A 17,572-nucleotide genomic window follows, 5' to 3' on the forward strand; every position below is an offset into this window, starting at 1 on the left:
TGAGAGAGTGCTAACGCCATTCTGGCACTCGACCCCATCGAGTGCAAGCTGCGCGGACGGACCGCGCGGCGGTCTACGGGGCAGGGGTGTCTGCGGGCGTCTCAGGCGCGGTCGTCGCCCGATCGAGTCCGATGACGACCGTGAGCTGCTTCGCTCCCGTGTCGTTCAGATCCGAGTAGAAGTCGCTCTGCTCGACCTCGGCGCCGCCGATCAGGTTCGCGAGGCCGAGGGCGGCGAGCTCATCCTCTTCGGCGACGTAATAGACGGTCGTCGTCGAGAAGTCCTGGCTCGCGCTGTCGCTCGCGAACACGACATCGGCGGCCCAGCCGTTGTTGATGAGCAGGTCCCGCATCTGCTCGTCCAAGCCCTCGTCCGGCGAGGCGTTGAGGATCATCACCGAATAGGTGACGTCGACGACCCCGGTCTCGACGGGCGCCGGGCTCGCTGTGGGCACGGCCTCCGGGAAGAGGCTGATGCGCCCCATCACCACGAGCGAGCCGAAGATGCCCCCGATGATGAGCACGAGCGCGGCCACGAACGACCAGAGAAGGACCACCCAGCCGTTCATCCCCGGGGCTTCGGCGCGATGCGCTCCGACGCGTCCGGACGATCGGGGGACGTCGTCGAATCGATCTCGGCTGAGCTTTGACACTCCTCGATGCTAATGGCACCGACCCGTGTATCCGCATCGAGAGGCGCCGATGCGGAACGCGACGGTCCTCAGCCCACGAAGCCGGGCGTGCGTGCGGCACGCTGGAAGGACCGCGCGTCACGGAGGCGACGCAGCCGTCTCACGAGCATCGGGTCGTATTCCAGCGCCGCCTCGGACTCGATCAGGCGACCGAGCAGCTGGTAGTAGCGGGCCGCACTCATGCCCAGTTGGGCACGGATGACCTCTTCTTTCGCACCACCGTGCCGCGGCCATGCGGTTTCGAGCGCGAGGATGGCGCGATCCCGCTCGCTCAGATCTCCCAGCATGTGACCAGATTAGGGCGCGGCAGCGCCGACTCCGGTGCGCCACTCCCACCATCTGCCGAGCGGGTCGGCAGCCGCTCGCACGTCGCCGTCGAGCGCGACGACGAAGCCGGGCCACGCCTCGGCGGCCACAGGCGGCTGCCATACGTCCAGCAGCGACGGAGGATCGATGGTCACCCAGCGCGCGTCGAGACCTCTGATGCGCTCGATGAGCGCCGTGCGGCTCTCCCGAGGGATGTGCACGAGCACGCCGGGCGTCGTGATCACGAGGGTGGCGTCCCGCGGCGCTTCGGCGGCGAGTGCGTCGATCCTCTCGAGGGCGTCGCCTGGTACGAGTCGGGGCGGATCGGATGCCACGACGTCGAGCGCCGCTCTCACCCGCTGCTCGCGCCCCTCCTCCCCCGGCCAGACGAGTCCCTGCAGCCAACGTCGGTCGCGGTCGTCTCGCGCGTCGAGCGGCACGAGATCGATGCCGGCGCGCCAGACGACGTTCGGCATCCTCATCGCGGGGAGCGGTCCGTCGACTCTGCTCTGCAGCACGACGGGACTCGGCCCGTCCGTCGGATCGAGTGACGCGCGCACCGCGCCGTCGGTTCCGACGAAGCGATAGGAGTAGCGGTCCGGGTAGAGACACAGACCGGCGGAGGCTCCCACCTCGAGCAGGGCGATGGGTCCGTCGATCTCGGACAGCACCGGCAGCAGCGGGGCGAGTCGGAGCGGCTCATTGGTCTGCAGCCGCCGATCGCCGCATTCCCTCACGATCTCGTCGGCCCGGGAGAGCACGAACGCACGCCACACGTCGTAGCGAGCGAGTCCCACGCCCAGCATCCGCGTCACGGCGAACACGAGCGGGGGCTGCCTGCGATTCTCCGGAATCCGAGCAAGCACCCGCTGCATCTCGGGGTCTTCCGCCACACCGGACGCCCACTCGGCGTACAGGTCGCTGCGCCCCGGCGCCTCGTCGTCGGCGAAGCGCCGATAGCGCAGTCGCACGGCATCCGTCATGCATCCATTGTCTCGCGACGCCGAGCACCTCTGAACGCGAGAGAATGGAGCAGACCCCAGGAGGACCAATGTCGTACAGCGTGGACAAGACCGAAGAAGAATGGCGCGACGAGCTCGGCGAGGAGCAGTACGCCGTGCTTCGCGAAGCTGCGACCGAGCGCGCCTGGACGGGCGAGCTGCTCGACGAGGGCCGTGCCGGCCTCTACACCTGCGGCGCCTGTGGTGCCGAGCTGTTCAAGAGCGGCACGAAATTCGACTCCGGATGCGGGTGGCCGAGCTTCTACGAGTCGATCCGGCCCGACGCGGTGCAGCTCATCGAGGACACGACCCTGGGAATGGTGCGCACCGAGGTGCGCTGCGCGAACTGCGGCTCGCACCTGGGCCACGTCTTCCCCGACGGCTTCGGCACCCCGACCGGTGACCGCTACTGCATGAACTCCATCGCCCTGAACTTCACGCCCGAAGAGTCGTGAGCGCCCTCGAGGCCGTTCGCGCACGGCAGTCCTCTTCGAAGGTCACCGACGAGGCGCCGTCGCGTGACGAGCTGCTGAAACTCGTCGCGGCCGCCGGTCGCGTCGCCGACCACTCTTCGCTGCGCCCGTGGCGACTGATCGAGCTGCGCGGATCCGACCGAGAGTTGCTGGGCGCAGCGATCGCGAAGGCCGAGGGCGACAGGTCCCCGTCGTCGAAGCCGCTTCGCGCTCCGCTGCTCATCGCGGTGGTCGCCAGCTACCGCAAGAGCGAGAAGGTCCCGCGCTGGGAGCAGGAGGCCGTCGCGTCGGGCGTCGCGCACATGCTCAGTCTGCTGCTCGACGAGGCCGGCTTCGGCGTGCTGTGGCGCACCGGCCACTACACGCGCTCGAAGGCCGTCGCGAAAGCCCACGGCCTCGGAAAGAACGAGGAGCTGCTCGGCTGGCTGTACGTGGGCGGCAAGCCCGCAGGCCGCAGGCCCGGTCGCCGCAAGCCCGTCGATGCCCGCAGCCTCGTGACACGGATGCCGAAGCCCCAGCCGGAGCCGGAGCCGAAAGCGAAGAAGAAGCAGAAGCAGAAGAAGTAGGTCAGCGACGCCGCCGACGAGGCACCGCGACGGCGACGGATGCCACGGCGACGATGACCATCCCGACGATCTGCCAGGGCGCGGGGCCCGCGGCGGCGGGCCAGATCAGGTCGATGATCACCGAGGTCGCGAGCTGACCCAGCACCGACCCGAGCCCCATGAGCAGCACCCCGGTGTGCGCGACGATGAAAGCGCCGAGCAGGATGTACGCGGCGCCGAGCACGCCGCCGAGGTACAGCCAAGGCGCGGTCGGCGGCGCGTCCGGCACACCGCGCACCGCGACGCTGACGCCTGCAGCGACGAGCAGGGCGACGGTTCCGGCGATGAAGCTCATGAACGTCGCGGCCAGCGGCGAGCGCACGCGCTGCGCCAGACGACCGTTGGTCGCGGCCTGCCAGGCGATGCCTACGCCCGCGGCGAAAGGCAGCAGCAGCATCCAGAGCGGCGCAGCGGCCAGCACGTCTCCGCTCAGCGAGATGCCCACCGCGGAGAGAGCGAGCGCTCCGCCCAGCACACGCCCCGGCGTGATCGCGACGACTCCGGCAGGACCGAACCCGATTCTGTCGAGTACGAGCCCGTGCAGCGTCTGCCCTGCGACGACTCCGACCGTGAACAGCGAGACACCGAGCACCCCGGCGGTGATTCCCTGAGTCGAGACGGTGAGCGCGCCGCAGGCACCGCCGAGCAGCATCCAGAACGGGATCGTCCGATCACGGATGCCGCCGAGCAGGCGTCCGACACCTCGCCGCGCTGAGGGGATGCAGACGATCACCGCAGCGAGGGCGGCGAGGCCCACCGAGAAGGAGATGAGGCCGGCCACGATGCCGTTGTCGACCTCGACCCCCAGCACGCCGTTGATGCGCGCCTGGATGGCCGTCATGACGCCGATCGCCACTGCTCCGCCGAGTGCGAGGGGCGGGGACAGTCGACGGGCCTGGGTCACCTGACGACCCTAGCCGAGCCCGGTTCGCCATCCCCTCCGGTGCACGATGTCAGTGGCCGGGCGTACCCTGACGGCATGTGCGCGAGTTATGGACTTGACCCCCGGTTCACCGACACCGAGCTCCTGGCCGCCGCCGACGAGGCAGTGCTCGACGGGCTTAGGGGCTGGGCCGAGCAGAACGCGCGCGAGACCGTCCGCCCCACGGGCAAGAATCTGCGCAACCTTAACCCGATCGTGGTGCAGCCCGAGGCCGAGCCCGTGCTCGAGTCCGGCTGGTGGGGGTTCCTGATCGGCGGAGAGCCCTCGAAGTTCCCGTCGATCAACACCCGCTCCGAGCGCCTGCAGGAGCGCCCAGGCGGGCTGAAGACCCGCGCTCTCGTGCCCGCGACGAGCTGGTACGAGATGAAGAAGCCCGAGCGCGTCTGGCACGAGTTCGTCGTCGACGACGGTGCGCTCTTCGGCATGGCGGCCGTCACCCAGCGAGGGCGCACGGCCGACGGCGAGTCCTTCACCTGCTACTCGATCGTGATGCGCCCGGCTCCCCCTCATCTCGCAGGCATCCACGATCGGATGCCGCTGCTGATCCCCGCCGAGCTGAGCGAGGACTGGCTGACAGCGGAGCCCACGAAGGAGATCCTCGACGAGGCTCTGCTCGCGGCAGCCGCGTTCGATGAGCGCGTTCAGGCCGCGCCCCGCGCGGACGACAAGGGCGCGGATCGGCTGTTCTGAGGATGGATTCGAGACAGTTGGGCGCCGCAGCCACCGCGCGCGCCGAAGAGCTCCCCGGAGCGGAGCGAGACAATCCGTTCGGCCCCGAGTGGGACGTCTACAAGGTGCGAGGGCGCGTGTTCCTGCTGATCCCCCTCGATGGCACAGGACGCGTGACACTCAAGTCGCACCCCGACGACTCCGTCGCGTTGCGAGAGACGTTCGCCGACATCGTGCCCGGCTACCACATGAACAAGAAGCACTGGATCACCCTGATGCCGGGGCCGTCGCTCGAAGACGACCTCGTGACCGAACTCGTCACCGAGTCGTACCGGCTGGTGGTCGAGAAGCTCCCCCGCGCGCAGCGGCCGGTCGACCCGGAGCTGTTCGGGCGCCCCGCCGACTGAGCGTCCGGTCCACGCCATCCGCCGAGAGGATGATGCCTGGTGCCCGAGGAACGGTACCCAGGGAGGACGCGGCGGCGAGCCGACGCTCGATAGCGTCGTAGACATGATCACAGCAGAAGGCCTCACGAAGAGATTCGGAGACAAGACAGCCGTCCAGGACGTGTCGTTCACGGTGCAGCCGGGCACGGTCACGGGGTTCCTCGGACCGAACGGCGCGGGCAAGTCCACCACGATGCGCATGATCGTCGGCCTCGACCGGCCGACCTCGGGCACCGCGACCGTCGCAGGACGGGAATACCGCAAACTCCGTGCCCCGCTCACGGAGGTGGGAGTGCTTCTCGATGCCAAGGCGGTGCACACCGGACGCACCGCACGCAATCACCTGCGTGCGATGGCGGCGACCCACGGCATCCCCGCATCCCGCGTCGACGAGGTCATCGATCTCGCAGGCATCGCCCCCGTGGCCCGCAAGCGCGCGGGCAAGTTCTCGCTCGGCATGGGGCAGCGGCTCGGAATCGCCTCCGCCCTGCTCGGAGACCCGCACACTCTGATCCTCGATGAGCCGGTCAACGGGCTCGACCCGGAGGGCGTGCGCTGGGTGCGCCAGTTCGTCCGTCACGCGGCGTCCGAGGGACGTACGGTGCTGCTCTCCAGCCATCTGATGAGCGAGATGGCGCAGACCGCCGATCACGTCATCGTGATGGGCCGAGGGCAGGTGCTCGCAGACGCTCCACTCGAGGAGCTCGTGCGCGCCTGGACCACGAACACCGTGCGCGTCCGCACTCCCCGCGCGGCTGATCTGGCCGCAGCGGTGGGCGGCCCCTCGGTCGAGATCGTGAGCTCTGCTCCTGACCTGCTCGACATCGTCGGGCTGCCCGCCTCGCGCATCGGCGATCTCGCCGCCGATCGCGGCATCCCCCTGCACGAACTCACCCCGACCACCGGATCGCTCGAAGACGCCTACCTCGCGCTCACCGGCGACTCGGTCGAGTACCGGACGAAGGAGATCTCATGACCGTCCAGGCTCCCGCCCTCACGCGCCAGCACGTCGACACCGGTCGGCGGCTCACGTTCGTCCGCGCCGTACGCGGCGAGTGGATCAAGCTCTCGACGCTGCGCTCGACCTGGTGGTCGATCGGCATCGCTGCGATCCTCACCATCGGCATCGCAGTGCTCATCGCCCAGGCGATCGACCTGCCGGGTTTCGAACCCATTCAGGCCGTCGTCATGCCGATCCAGTTCACGATGCTGCTCGCCGGCATCCTCGGCGCGATCTCGGTGACGGGCGAGTACTCGACCGGAATGATCCGTTCGACGCTCGCGGCCAACCCGAAGCGCGGATCCGTGCTGGGTGCCAAGGCGGTCGTGGTCGGTCTGTTCATGTTCGTGTCCTCGCTGGTCATCTTCGCTGCAGCCGCCGTGGCCGTCTCCGCGGTCGTCGCCTCGCGCGATCAGAGCATCGACTGGAGCGACCCCTCAGCGTCGATCCTGCCCATCGTGGTCTCCTCTCTCGCGATGGCCGTGTTCGCCCTGATCGGGGTGGCGTTCGGGTTCATCCTGCGCTCGGGAGCGGGAGCGATCGCCGCGACCGTCGGCCTGCTTTTCGTGCTGCCGATCGTGGCGAGCTTCTTCGCGGTCGCCGGTGAGGCATGGGCCTGGGTCATGGACGCCGCGGGCTATCTCCCGGTCGCCGCGGCGCAGAGCGCGATCCTCCCCGAGGGCGCTGCTCTCGAGGGTCCGGTCGCATATCTCACGCTGGGCGGTTGGGTCGCAGCGGGCATGCTCGCCGCCTGGGCCGTGCTCCGCACGCGCGATGCGTGATCTCGAGATCGCATGACGAACAACACGCGTAGAGTCGCCCGGTGACCCCCACGCGCAGCCGCAGCACCTCAGTCCGCGAGGACGAGGGGCTGCGGCTGCCGCGTCCACCGGGCGTCCTTCGTCGTTTCTGGGCGCGTCATCCGGTGGTCGCCGACGTCCTGATCGCCCTGGTGTGTCTTCTCCTCTCGCTCGTCCCGGCCGGGGTCATCACCCGTGACCTTCCGATGCCACTCGCCATCGGGATGGCCATCCTGGTACCCGCGTCCGTCGTCGCCGCCTGCGCGACGCTGATGTGGCGGCGCCGACGTCCGCTCGTGCCGTTCGTCGCCACTTTCGCACTCGAGGCCGGGTTCCTCTTCGCGCTGCAGCCGATCGGCTCGCCGCTGCTGCTGGTCACCTGCTACTCCCTCGCGGTCTACCGTTCGTCGCGAGCCGCGTGGACCGCATTCGGCATCGCCCTCGCCTCGCTCGCCGCGCTCGGCGGCCTGCTGATGCTCGCGGGGGTCATCACTCTGCAGATCGCGGCGAACGCCGTGATCATGTCGCTGGTCCTCGGGCTGATCGGCACTCTCATCGGTGTGAACGTCGGCGGGCGCAAGCGCTACCTCGCCGCCGTGATCGACCGCTCACGTCAGCTGCTCGTCGAACGGGATCAGCAGGCGCAGCTCGCCGCAGCCGGCGAGCGCGCCCGTATCGCGCGCGAGATGCACGACATCGTCTCGCACTCGCTCACCGTGATCGTCGCGCTGTCCGAGGGCGCGGCCGCGACGCCGAACCCGGAGCAGGCTCGATCAGCGGCGTCCTCCGCCGCGGAGACGGCGCGCAGCGCACTCACGGAGATGCGCGCGATGCTGGGCGTCCTCAGAGCCGACGATTCACCGCTTCCTCTCGCTCCCCTCGAGCCGACGCCCCCTCAGGAGACCGTCGCACAGGCGCAGCGGGCCGGGTTTCCGGTGTCTCTCTCGATCACCGGGGGCGCTCCGCTCTCCCCCACCCTCGCGCACGCGGTCGGGCGCATCGTTCAAGAGGGCGTCACGAACGCCATGAGGCATGCACCGGCTGCGACGTCGATCGACGTCCGGATCGTGCAGACCACGGATGCGGTGGACATCGAGATCGTGAACGACGGCGTCACCGGCCCCGTCGGCACATCGGGTTTCGGCTTGCGCGGTCTCGCCGAGCGCGCAGCGCACTCGGGGGGAACCATCGCCTCCGCACCCGTCGACGGCGGGCGGTGGACGCTCCGCGCCGAGCTTCCGGTCACAGCATCCGATCCATCGGACCGCGAAACGAAGGAACGACCATGACCGACCCGATCAGACTCCTCCTCGTCGACGACCAGGCCCTCATCCGCGTCGGTTTCCGGATGGTGCTCGATGCCGAGGCCGATATGGTCGTGGTCGGCGAAGCCGCAGACGGGCACGACGCGATCGCCCAGGCGGCCGAGCTGCGCCCCGACCTCGTGCTGATGGACATCCGGATGCCGGGGCTCGACGGGATCGCCGCGACCGAGGCCATCGTGCGCGAGCACCCGCACACCCGAGTCCTGGTGCTGACGACGTTCGATCTCGACGAATACGCCTTCGGTGCGATCCGCGCCGGAGCGAGCGGGTTCCTGCTGAAGGACGCTCAGCGTCACGAGATGATCGCGGCGATCCGCGCCATCCACAGGGGCGATGCCGCGCTCTCGCCCCGGATCACTCGGATGCTGTTGGAGCATGTGACGCCGACGCTCGGCGCGACGCACGCACCGCAGCCCCCGGCGATCGATGACGTCACGGCTGAGCTCACCGACCGCGAACGCGACGTGTTCGTCGAGATCGCCCGCGGGCTCACCAACGCAGAGATCGCCCAGGCGCTGTTCGTCAGCGAATCCACCGTCAAGACGCACGTGGGCAGGATCCTCTCGAAGCTCGGATCCCGCGACCGCATACACCTGGTGATCCTGGCGCATCGACTCGGTCTCGTCGACGACGACGCTCCGCCCTCCGGCCCCTAGGTCGGGGCGGAGGGCAGAGCGAGCGGTATCAGGCCTTCGCCGGGGTCCATTCCGAGACGCGGTTCAGCGCGTCGACCTCGTCGGGCGTCAGCTCGAGACGCGCGCCGGCGAGGAGATCGGGAACCTGCTCGACCGTGCGGGCGCTCGCGATGGGGGCGGCGACCGTCGGCTGGGCGCGCAGCCACGCCAACGAGGTCGCAGGGATCGAGGCACCGTGCGCGTCACCGATCTCCTCGAGGGAGTCGATGATCCGCAGCCCGGCCTCGGTGGCGTACTTCGCCGCACCGGAGGCACGCGGAGACGTCTGCCCCTCGGTGTCCACCGAACGGTACTTGCCGGTGAGGAAGCCGCTGGCCAGCGAGTAATAGGGCACGAGGCTGAGGCCGAACTCCTCGGCGACGGGAATGATCGTCTCCTCGACGTCATTGCGGTGCACGAGGTTGTAGTGGGGCTGCACGGCGACGGGCAGGGCGACGCCCGTGCGGCCCGCGATCTCGATCCATTCGCGGATGCGCTCCGCCGTGTAGTTCGAGACCGCGACGTGGCGCACGAGTCCGTCCGAGACGAGTTCGCCGAAGGCCGCGACCGTCTCCTCCAGCGGAACGGTCTCGTCGTCGAAGTGCGCGTAGTAGAGGTCGATCGTGTCGACGCCCAAGCGCGCGAGAGAGGCCTCGGCGGCCTTGCGCACGTTGGTCGCCGAGAGACCCTTGAAGTCCGGATGCTGGCTCACCTTGGTCGCGACGACGACACTCTCCGGTCTGCGAGACGCGAGCCACTCGCCGATGATCGTCTCGCTCTCGCCGCCCGAGTTGCCGGGCACCCACGCGCTGTAGCCGTCTGCCGTGTCGATGAAGTCGCCGCCGCCTTCGACGAACGCGTCGAGCACCGCGAACGATGCGTCGCGGTCGGCCGTCCAGCCGAACACATTGCCGCCGAGCGAGAGGGGGAAGACGTCAAGATCACTGTTTCCGATACGAGTCATACTCGGGACAACCCGCGACCCGCTCGCACTATTTCCCGTGTGACGTCATCTGCGTGAACATGACGAAGGCCCGCGCTCCCCTGTTTCCAGTGGGGACGCGGGCCTCCATTCGTGTGTGCCGACTACAGGACTTGAACCTGCAACCCCCGTATTACAAGTACGGTGCGCTACCAATTGCGCCAAGTCGGCGGATGCCTCCCAGCTTAGCGATGGTCGGCGGGGGCCGACGAACTACGCGGCGGGAGTCTCCGAGGGAGCAGGCTCCGTGGTCTCGGTGGGAGTCGGGGTCGGGCTGGGGCTCGGGGTCTCCGTGGCGTAGTAGGCGTCGCTGGCGACGGTGAGCACGAACTGCGAGAACTCGCTCGGGTCGTCGAGCGCACCGACGTAGGCCTCGCCGTTCACGACGATCATGGGGGCAGCGGTGAGCACGAGGTCATCGGACCCGACGAGCGGACCCTCGAGAGCACGCGACGTGGCTTCCTTCGCCCAGGTGACGTAGTCCTGGTCCTCGATGCACGACCGGACGCTCTTCACGTTGTCCGAGCCGACCGCACCGGCGATGTCGGCCAGCTGCGCATCCGAGAAGCCGTCGGTGTTCACCTCAGGCTGGTCGTCGAGCAGGTCGTGGTTGAACGCGTAGAACTGCGCGGGCGAGTGCGTCGCGACGCAGGCCGCAGCCGCCGCCGAGCGCAGCGAGTACTTGGTGCCGTTCGAGCTCGCGGTGAGCAGCGCGACCGGGTGGTACGTGACGGTCGCCGCCCCTTCGGAGATCCAGTTGACGAGCTGACGTGCGTTCGCACGCTCGAACTCGCCGGCATCCGGCGACAGGTAGTCGACGTAGATGTGGATGTCGACCGTGCTCGACGTCGTCGGCTCGGGAGTCGGCGTCGCCGCTCCGCCCGCTTCGGTCTCCGACGGGGTCGGGGGTGCGACCGTCTCGTCCGCCATCGCGGACGCGCTGATGTCCGAGACGAGGATGCCGTCGTCGTTCATGCCGCCGGGAGTGAGCTGAGGCTTCGACACCTGCGCCGAGACGGCGAGGGTGATGGCGGTGCCGATGGCGCCCACGGCGACCACGGCGACGGCGCCGAGGATGATCCGTCGCATCACACGCGCCCTCGACTGCTGGGCGTGCACCTTCTGGGCCTTCTCCCGCACAGCCTCACGCGTATTGCGAGGGCTGGGGACGTTCGGCGTCTCGTCGCTCGACATCGTTCCTCTAGACAGTCTCAGGGGGGCAGGGTGGCCCCGGACGCCACTCGGGCGGCGAACGCCGCGAAAGGCGGCCGAGATCGATGTTAACCAGCCAGGCTGAGAAATACCCAGATGGACCGGGTTCTGCCATACTGATTCCGACCCGATGAGGGGTCACGGTGGATAGCTCCGCCGCTCTATCACTACGGATCGTCCGGCACGTACCTGCCGGTGAAGGAGAAACACAATGGCATCTGTGACTTTCGACGAGGCCACCCGCCTCTACCCGGGCGGAACCCGCCCGGCTGTCGACAAGCTCAACCTCGAGGTCGCCGACGGCGAATTCCTCGTCCTCGTCGGCCCGTCCGGCTGCGGAAAGTCCACGTCGCTCCGCATGCTCGCCGGCCTCGAAGAGGTCAACGCCGGCCGCATCCTGATCGGTGACCGCGACGTCACCGACGTGCCGCCGAAGGACCGCGACATCGCGATGGTGTTCCAGAACTACGCGCTGTACCCGCACATGACGGTCGCCGAGAACATGGGCTTCGCGCTCAAGATCGCCGGCATCGGCAAGGAAGAGCGCGCGACCCGCGTGCTCGAGGCCGCGAAGCTCCTCGACCTCGAGGAGTACCTGACCCGCAAGCCGAAGGCGCTCTCGGGCGGTCAGCGTCAGCGTGTCGCCATGGGCCGCGCGATCGTCCGTCAGCCCCAGGTCTTCCTCATGGACGAGCCGCTGTCGAACCTCGACGCCAAGCTCCGCGTCCAGACGCGTACGCAGATCGCGTCGCTGCAGCGTCGTCTCGGCGTCACCACGGTCTACGTCACGCACGACCAGACCGAGGCGCTCACCATGGGCGACCGCATCGCCGTGCTCAAGGACGGCCTGCTCCAGCAGGTCGGAACGCCGCGCGACCTGTACGAGAAGCCCGAGAACGTGTTCGTCGCAGGCTTCATCGGCTCGCCCGCCATGAACCTGTTCAGCGCAGACCTGGCTGAGGGCGGCGTGCGGTTCGGCACCGAGGTCGTCCCGCTCGACCGCGACACGGTCGGCCGTGCCAACGGCTCGCAGGTCACCGTGGGCGTGCGCCCCGAGGACATCACCGTCGGCCCCGCCGACGGCAAGGGCCTCTCGGTCGTCGTCGACCTCGTCGAGGAGCTCGGCGCCGACGGCTACCTCTACGGTCACACCGAGATCAACGGCAAGCGCGCCGACCTGGTCGCCCGTGTCGACGGTCGCAGCCACCCCAACGCGGGTGAGACCGTCACCCTCGCTGCGAACGCAGGCCACGTGCACGCGTTCGACATCGAGTCGGGTGTCCGCCTGAACGACAAGCCGATCGTCTCCGCCTGATCGGATCGACAGACGCGGCGCGGGCTGACTTCGGTCGCCCGCGCCGCGTCTTCTTTTCCGCCCCACCGACTGGAGAGACATGCAGGATGCGCTGCGGATCACCGCGAGCTCGATCGACCCCGGGCTGCTCGCACTCCCCTGGTCGACACCGCTCGCCAAGTGGCCGTCCGAGCTGATCGTCTCGCTTCCGAAAGGCCTCTCGCGCCACCTGGTGCGGTTCGCCGATCTGTCGGGCCAGGTCGTCGCCGTCAAAGAGACCACCGACGAGATGGCGAAGCGCGAGTACGAGATGCTCGGCAACCTCGCCAGACTCGACGTGCCCTGCGTCGACCGGGTCGCCGTGATCGCCGGACGCTCGGATGCCGCCGGCGAGCCACTCGCTGCCGCCCTCGTCACGTCGCACCTGCGGTTCTCCATGCCCTACCGCGCGCTCTTCACACGGGTGCTGCGACCCGACACCGCGAATCGGCTGGTCGATGCGCTCGCGGTGCTCCTGGTGCGTCTGCACAACGTCGGCTTCTACTGGGGAGACGTCTCGCTCTCGAACACGCTCTTCCGTCGAGACGCCGGTGCCTTCGCCGCCTACCTGGTCGACGCCGAGACGGGCGAACTCCATGAGGAGGGCCTGACCGACGGTCAGCGCGCCTACGACCTCGATCTCGCCCGCACCAACATCGCCGGCGAGATCATGGACCTCGCCGCGGGCGGACGGCTGGAGCACGGCGTCGACGCGGTCGCCATCGCCGACGGGATCGTCTCGTCGTACCGCTCGCTGTGGGCCGAGCTGACGGCGCAGGAGTCCTTCGACGTCTCCGAGACCTGGCGCATCACCGAGCGCGTCGAGCGCCTGAACGCTCTCGGCTTCGACATCGATGAGATGTCGATGTCGACGACCTCTGACGGCACCGTCGTCGAGATCCAGCCCAAGGTCGTGGATGCCGGGCACCACCAGCGTCGCCTGATCCGTCTGACCGGCCTCGATGTCGAAGAGAATCAGGCGCGACGCCTGCTCAACGACCTCGACGAGTTCCGTGCGCGCTCGACCAAACAGTGGGCCGATGAAGAGATGTACGCCCACGAATGGCTGACCCGGGTGTTCGAGCCCGTGGTGCGCGCGATTCCGTGGGAACTGCGTGCGAAGCTCGAACCCGCCGAGGTATTCCACCAGGTGCTCGAGCACCGGTGGTACCTGTCACAGGCCCAGGGACGCTCTGTTCCCCTCGCCGAGGTGCTGACGAGCTACATCAACGAAGTGCTGCGGCATCGTCGCGACGAGGCCACCATCATGGGCCCGCCCACCGAGACAATGAGCCTGCCCGTGGTGACCGGCTCGAATCCGATCACCGACGACGACGACGAGGTCGATTGGCGCGACCTCGTCTGACGTCAGTAGCCGACGGTGAAGCGGCCGCGGCGGTGCGCCGGGCGCTCGATCTCGTCGATCACGGCGACAGCGAAGTCGGCCCCCGAGATGAAGGACTTTCCGTCGGCATCCCGCACGAGCACGTCGCCGCCGTCACGGTAGTGGCCCGTCCGCTCCCCCTCGGCCCAGGGTCCGAAGACCTCGGCCGGGTGGATGAAGAACCAGTCGAGCGTCTCGTCGGTGCTCTCGAGCAGGGCGAGCGAGTCGATGCCGACCTGCGCCTCGTGCTTGTACTCCTCGGGGAAGTCCAGGTCGAAGAGCCGCGGCCCCTCCGGCGCCACCAGACTCCCGCCTGCGCCGCCTACGACGCCCAGGCGAGTGCTGGTGTCTGCGAGCTCCGTGATGACGTTCGTCAGCGCGTCGAGCACGCGGTCGGTCATGTCCCCACGCGGCGAGAGGGCCGAGACCACGGCATCCGCACCGTCGAACGCGCTCGCGAGCGACGAGATCTCGAGCGCGGATCCCTGCACGTACGAGGCGCCCTCGACCGCATCCGCAGGAGTGCTGCGCGAGATCGCGATCACCTCATGCCCGCGGTTCACCGCCTCTGAGACGATGTGGCGGCCGGCGTAGCCTGTTCCTCCGAGGACGACGATGCGAGCCATGTGCTGCTCCCCTACTTCTTCGCGTTGCGGGTGGTCGAGACCTGGTACAGCGCGACCGAGGTCGCGATGCCGGCGTTGAGCGACTCGGTCACGGCCGAGATCGGGATGGAGACGATCTGGTCGCAGGTCTCGGCGACGAGGCGCGACAGCCCCTTGCCCTCGGAGCCGGTGACGATCACGACCGGGCGGTCGGCCAACTCCAGCTCGGGCAGCAGCACGTCGCCGCCACCGTCGAGGCCGAGCACGAAGACGCCCTGCTTCTTGAATTCCTTGAGCTGCGTGGTGAGGTTCGTCGCGAGCGCGACGGGAACGCGAGCGGCGGCACCGGCGCTGGTCTTCCAGGCCGCCGAGTTCACACCGGCCGAGCGGCGCTGCGGCAGGATGATGCCGTGGCCGCCGAAGGCGCCGGTCGAGCGGATGATCGCACCGAGGTTGCGCGGGTCGGTGATGCCGTCGAGAGCCACGAACAGCGGCACCTCGCCACGATCGATGACGGCCTCGAGAAGATCCTGCGGGTGTGCGTACTCGTACGGCGGCACCTTGACGGCGACGCCCTGGTGCACGCCGTCGTACCCGGCCATGCGGTCGAGCTCCTGACGCGTGACCTCGAGCACCGGGATGCCGCGGTTGGTCGCGAGCGACAGCATCTCCTTCACGCGGTCGTCCATCTCGACGCGCTGCGCGATGTAGAACGCCGACGCGGGGATCTTCGCCCGAAGCGCCTCGAGCACCGAGTTGCGGCCGGTGACGACCTCGACCTCGGTGGTGTTGTCCTTGGCGCGCGCAGAGCGGTTCGGGTTGCCGCCGGCGCTCTGACGCTGCCCCGGCTTGCCCTTCCCGCCTGAGGCCGCGTAGCGCTCGGCTGCCGCCTTGCGCTTGCCCGCGGGGTGCCAGGCTCGGTCCTCCGCCTTCGGGGTCGGCCCGCGGCCCTCGAGCGACTTGCGTCCGAGTCCGCCGGTGCCCTTGGTGGGGCCCTTCTTCTTGCCGTTGCTTGCGCCGGGGCGCTGTGGCTTAGCCATCGATACTCCAATGAGTTCCGGCCGGAGAGTCCTCCAGCGTGATTCCTGCGGCGGCGATCGCATCACGGATGCGATCGGCCGCCGCCCAGTCTTTGTCAGCGCGCGCCTGCGCCCGCTGGGTGATCATCGTCTGCACCAGGGCGTCGAGCGCGGATGCCTGCGCACCGCCACCCGATGCCGCACCGACGCGGTCGATCCCGAGCACGTCGAGCATGGCGAGCACCTCGTGCCTCGCGACCGCGGCCTCGTCGAGGTCACCGGCGTCGAGCGCCGCGTTGCCGGCGCGCACGGTCTCGTGCACGACTCCGAGAGCCTGCGGGATGCCGAGGTCGTCATCCATCGCCGCGACGAACGCGTCGGGCAGCGGTGGGCGTTCGGCCCAGCCGAACGTCTTCGGAAGCATGCGCTCGGCGCGCTCGACGAATGTGCGGATGCGCCCGAGCGCCGCCTCCGCCTCCGCCCACGACGACTCCGAGAGGTCGAGGCTCGACCGGTAGTGCGCCGCGGCGAGCGCGTAGCGCACCACCTGCGGATCGTGCTCTGCGAGCACTTCGGACGCGAGAGTGAAGTTGCCGAGCGACTTGGACATCTTCTGTCCGCCGACTGTCACGAGACCGTTGTGCACCCAGTACCGCGCGAAGCCGTCACCAGCCGCGGTCGACTGGGCGAGCTCGTTCTCGTGGTGGGGGAAGCGCAGGTCGAGGCCTCCGCCGTGGATGTCGAACTCGGGGCCGAGGTAGCGCTTCGACATCGCCGAGCACTCGATGTGCCAGCCGGGGCGACCCGCTCCCCAGGGCGACTGCCAGGTGGCATCCGCCTGCTCATCGGGCTTGGAGCCCTTCCAGAGCGCGAAGTCCTGCGGGTTGCGCTTGCCACGAGGGTCGGCATCCTCCGCCGCCTCCATCGCGTCGACCGACTGGTTCGTCAGCGATCCGTAGTCGGCCCACGAGCGCACGTCGAAGTAGACGTCGCCCGAGCCGTCGGGCGCGGGGTATGCGTGTCCGCGCTCGATGAGCGTGGTGATGAGCTCCTGCATCTGCGGAACCGATGCGGTCGCGCGGGGCTCGTACGTCGGCGTGAGGATGCCGATCCCGGCATACGCCGCGGTGAACTCCTGCTCCATGCGGTAGGCCAGAGCCCACCAGGGCTCGACGTCGGTCGCGTTCGCGAGCACCTTGTCGTCGATGTCCGTGACGTTGCGCACGAAGGTGACCCGGCCATACCGGTGCGTCAGCCAGCGGCGCAGCAGATCGAAGCTCAGAGCTGCGCGGACGTGCCCGATGTGGGGGCCGGACTGCACGGTGGGTCCGCAGACGTACATCGTGACGTTCTCGGGATCGAGAGGCACGAAGTCGCGCAGCTGCTGTGCGCGGGTGTCGTAGAGGCGGAGAGTCACCGCACAAGCTTACCGGGCGGCCGATCACGTTGACTGGGTGTGACCCCGTGCCCCACGACCCGCCTCGCCGACTGTCAGTCGACGGGGAACACGCGCCCGGTCTGCACTCCCCGCACGCTCTTCGCGTATGCCTGTCCGACGCGATGCGACGACACGGGAACGAAGCCGGGGAACGACGAGTGATACGACGGCGCATCCTCGAGCACCGACGGGCTCACGGCGTTGATGCGGATGCCGCGCGGCAGCGCGGTGGCCGCCGCGAGCACGAAGGACTCGACAGCGCCGTTCGCGAACGACGCGGCCGCGCCGGTCGCGATGGGCTCACGCGCGAGGATGCCGGAGGTCAGGGTGATCGAACCGCCGTCGCGCACGAAGGGGGTGCCGATGCGCACCACGTCGAGCTGCGACAGCACCTTGCCTCGGAAAGCGGACTCGTAGTCGTCCCGCGTCAGCTCGTCGAGCGGCCGGAAGGGAACCTCCCCCACGGCGACGACCACCGCGTCGACCTGGCCGACAGCCGCGAACAGGCGCTCGATCGAGGCCGGGTCCGTGATGTCCACCGAGGGCTCGCTGCTGCGCGACGCGGCGACGATCTCATGACCGTCCAGCGCGTCGACGGCGGTTCGTCCGACCTGTCCGCCGGCTCCGATGACGAGGATTCTCATGACGTCTCCTTCTCCGCATGCG

Annotated in this window: 20 protein-coding genes and 1 tRNA gene; 10 read left to right on the forward strand and 11 right to left on the reverse strand. The window is 68.9% G+C overall.

Annotated features, from left to right (window positions below; translation table 11 throughout):
* Positions 1–73: 73 nt before the first annotated feature.
* The 3 genes from ACZ0AA_RS07960 to ACZ0AA_RS07970 form a co-directional block, all read right to left on the reverse strand.
* On the reverse strand, positions 74–652 hold the full coding sequence (locus tag ACZ0AA_RS07960) for a LytR C-terminal domain-containing protein (protein ID WP_400865440.1): 579 nt from the start codon (positions 650–652) through the stop codon (positions 74–76).
* Positions 653–720: 68 nt separating this feature from the next.
* Positions 721–978, reverse strand: a complete 258-nt coding sequence (locus tag ACZ0AA_RS07965; RefSeq protein ID WP_400865443.1) for a DUF3263 domain-containing protein — start codon at positions 976–978, stop codon at positions 721–723.
* A 9-nt stretch (positions 979–987) separates the two neighbouring features.
* Positions 988–1,980 carry a DUF2332 family protein gene (locus ACZ0AA_RS07970; RefSeq protein WP_463512610.1) on the reverse strand — a complete coding sequence of 331 codons (993 nt, stop codon included), beginning with the start codon at positions 1,978–1,980 and terminating at the stop codon, positions 988–990.
* Positions 1,981–2,048: 68 nt separating this feature from the next.
* Here ACZ0AA_RS07970 and msrB point away from each other — a divergent pair, with 68 nt between their 5' ends.
* Positions 2,049–2,453, forward strand: coding sequence for a peptide-methionine (R)-S-oxide reductase MsrB (msrB, locus tag ACZ0AA_RS07975; protein WP_400865447.1), 405 nt, complete (start codon positions 2,049–2,051; stop codon positions 2,451–2,453).
* The gene (locus ACZ0AA_RS07980) at positions 2,450–3,037 is read left to right on the forward strand and encodes a nitroreductase family protein (RefSeq protein ID WP_400865450.1); all 588 of its coding nucleotides are present in this window, start codon (positions 2,450–2,452) and stop codon (positions 3,035–3,037) included. Before msrB ends, ACZ0AA_RS07980 begins: the two co-directional genes overlap by 4 nt.
* Position 3,038: 1 nt before the next feature.
* On the opposite strand, the gene ACZ0AA_RS07985 is transcribed toward ACZ0AA_RS07980, so the two are convergent.
* Positions 3,039–3,980, reverse strand: coding sequence for a DMT family transporter (locus ACZ0AA_RS07985; RefSeq protein WP_400865453.1), 942 nt, complete (start codon positions 3,978–3,980; stop codon positions 3,039–3,041).
* Positions 3,981–4,055: 75 nt separating this feature from the next.
* Here ACZ0AA_RS07985 and ACZ0AA_RS07990 point away from each other — a divergent pair, with 75 nt between their 5' ends.
* From ACZ0AA_RS07990 to ACZ0AA_RS08015, 6 genes are all read left to right on the forward strand, one after another.
* A complete protein-coding gene (locus ACZ0AA_RS07990; RefSeq protein ID WP_463512611.1) occupies positions 4,056–4,709 on the forward strand; it encodes an SOS response-associated peptidase family protein in 654 nt (217 codons plus the stop codon).
* Positions 4,710–4,711: 2 nt separating this feature from the next.
* Positions 4,712–5,095 (forward strand): MmcQ/YjbR family DNA-binding protein, encoded by a 384-nt coding sequence (locus ACZ0AA_RS07995; RefSeq protein WP_463512612.1) that lies wholly within the window; start codon positions 4,712–4,714, stop codon positions 5,093–5,095.
* Between the two features lie 103 nt (positions 5,096–5,198).
* Complete coding sequence (locus tag ACZ0AA_RS08000) at positions 5,199–6,110, forward strand: ABC transporter ATP-binding protein (protein ID WP_463512613.1); 912 nt, start codon at positions 5,199–5,201, stop codon at positions 6,108–6,110.
* Entirely contained in the window at positions 6,107–6,916 is an 810-nt protein-coding gene (locus ACZ0AA_RS08005; RefSeq protein ID WP_400865463.1) for an ABC transporter permease, read from the forward strand. Before ACZ0AA_RS08000 ends, ACZ0AA_RS08005 begins: the two co-directional genes overlap by 4 nt.
* A gap of 41 nt (positions 6,917–6,957) precedes the next feature.
* Positions 6,958–8,223: a sensor histidine kinase gene (locus ACZ0AA_RS08010; RefSeq protein WP_463512614.1), complete on the forward strand. Its 1,266-nt coding sequence runs from the start codon at positions 6,958–6,960 to the stop codon at positions 8,221–8,223.
* Positions 8,220–8,915, forward strand: coding sequence for a response regulator (locus tag ACZ0AA_RS08015; RefSeq protein ID WP_400865468.1), 696 nt, complete (start codon positions 8,220–8,222; stop codon positions 8,913–8,915). The genes ACZ0AA_RS08010 and ACZ0AA_RS08015 overlap by 4 nt, the downstream gene beginning before the upstream one ends.
* A gap of 28 nt (positions 8,916–8,943) precedes the next feature.
* Here the strand turns inward: ACZ0AA_RS08015 and ACZ0AA_RS08020 are convergent, their stop codons facing one another.
* From ACZ0AA_RS08020 to ACZ0AA_RS08030, 3 genes are all read right to left on the reverse strand, one after another.
* Entirely contained in the window at positions 8,944–9,897 is a 954-nt protein-coding gene (locus tag ACZ0AA_RS08020; RefSeq protein WP_463512615.1) for an aldo/keto reductase, read from the reverse strand.
* Between the two features lie 116 nt (positions 9,898–10,013).
* Positions 10,014–10,086 (reverse strand) — tRNA-Thr (locus ACZ0AA_RS08025).
* Positions 10,087–10,128: 42 nt separating this feature from the next.
* The gene (locus tag ACZ0AA_RS08030; protein WP_463512616.1) at positions 10,129–11,109 is read right to left on the reverse strand and encodes a DsbA family protein; all 981 of its coding nucleotides are present in this window, start codon (positions 11,107–11,109) and stop codon (positions 10,129–10,131) included.
* A gap of 229 nt (positions 11,110–11,338) precedes the next feature.
* On the opposite strand from ACZ0AA_RS08030, the gene ACZ0AA_RS08035 reads away from it, so the two are divergent.
* Both ACZ0AA_RS08035 and ACZ0AA_RS08040 read left to right on the forward strand, forming a co-directional pair.
* On the forward strand, positions 11,339–12,442 hold the full coding sequence (locus tag ACZ0AA_RS08035; protein ID WP_311259627.1) for an ABC transporter ATP-binding protein: 1,104 nt from the start codon (positions 11,339–11,341) through the stop codon (positions 12,440–12,442).
* 79 nt (positions 12,443–12,521) lie between these two features.
* The gene (locus tag ACZ0AA_RS08040) at positions 12,522–13,826 is read left to right on the forward strand and encodes a DUF4032 domain-containing protein (RefSeq protein ID WP_463512617.1); all 1,305 of its coding nucleotides are present in this window, start codon (positions 12,522–12,524) and stop codon (positions 13,824–13,826) included.
* 2 nt (positions 13,827–13,828) lie between these two features.
* Here ACZ0AA_RS08040 and ACZ0AA_RS08045 read toward each other — a convergent pair whose 3' ends face one another.
* The 4 genes from ACZ0AA_RS08045 to ACZ0AA_RS08060 form a co-directional block, all read right to left on the reverse strand.
* Positions 13,829–14,470: an NAD(P)-dependent oxidoreductase gene (locus ACZ0AA_RS08045; RefSeq protein ID WP_463512618.1), complete on the reverse strand. Its 642-nt coding sequence runs from the start codon at positions 14,468–14,470 to the stop codon at positions 13,829–13,831.
* 11 nt (positions 14,471–14,481) lie between these two features.
* A complete protein-coding gene (gene rlmB, locus ACZ0AA_RS08050) occupies positions 14,482–15,489 on the reverse strand; it encodes a 23S rRNA (guanosine(2251)-2'-O)-methyltransferase RlmB (RefSeq protein ID WP_400865479.1) in 1,008 nt (335 codons plus the stop codon).
* Positions 15,482–16,885: a cysteine--tRNA ligase gene (gene cysS / locus ACZ0AA_RS08055; protein ID WP_463512619.1), complete on the reverse strand. Its 1,404-nt coding sequence runs from the start codon at positions 16,883–16,885 to the stop codon at positions 15,482–15,484. Before cysS ends, rlmB begins: the two co-directional genes overlap by 8 nt.
* Before the next feature lie 74 nt (positions 16,886–16,959).
* Positions 16,960–17,550, reverse strand: coding sequence for a short chain dehydrogenase (locus tag ACZ0AA_RS08060; RefSeq protein ID WP_463512620.1), 591 nt, complete (start codon positions 17,548–17,550; stop codon positions 16,960–16,962).
* Between the last annotated feature and the right edge of the window lie 22 nt (positions 17,551–17,572).

The sequence above is a fragment of the Microbacterium sp. AC035 genome (assembly GCF_979258485.1).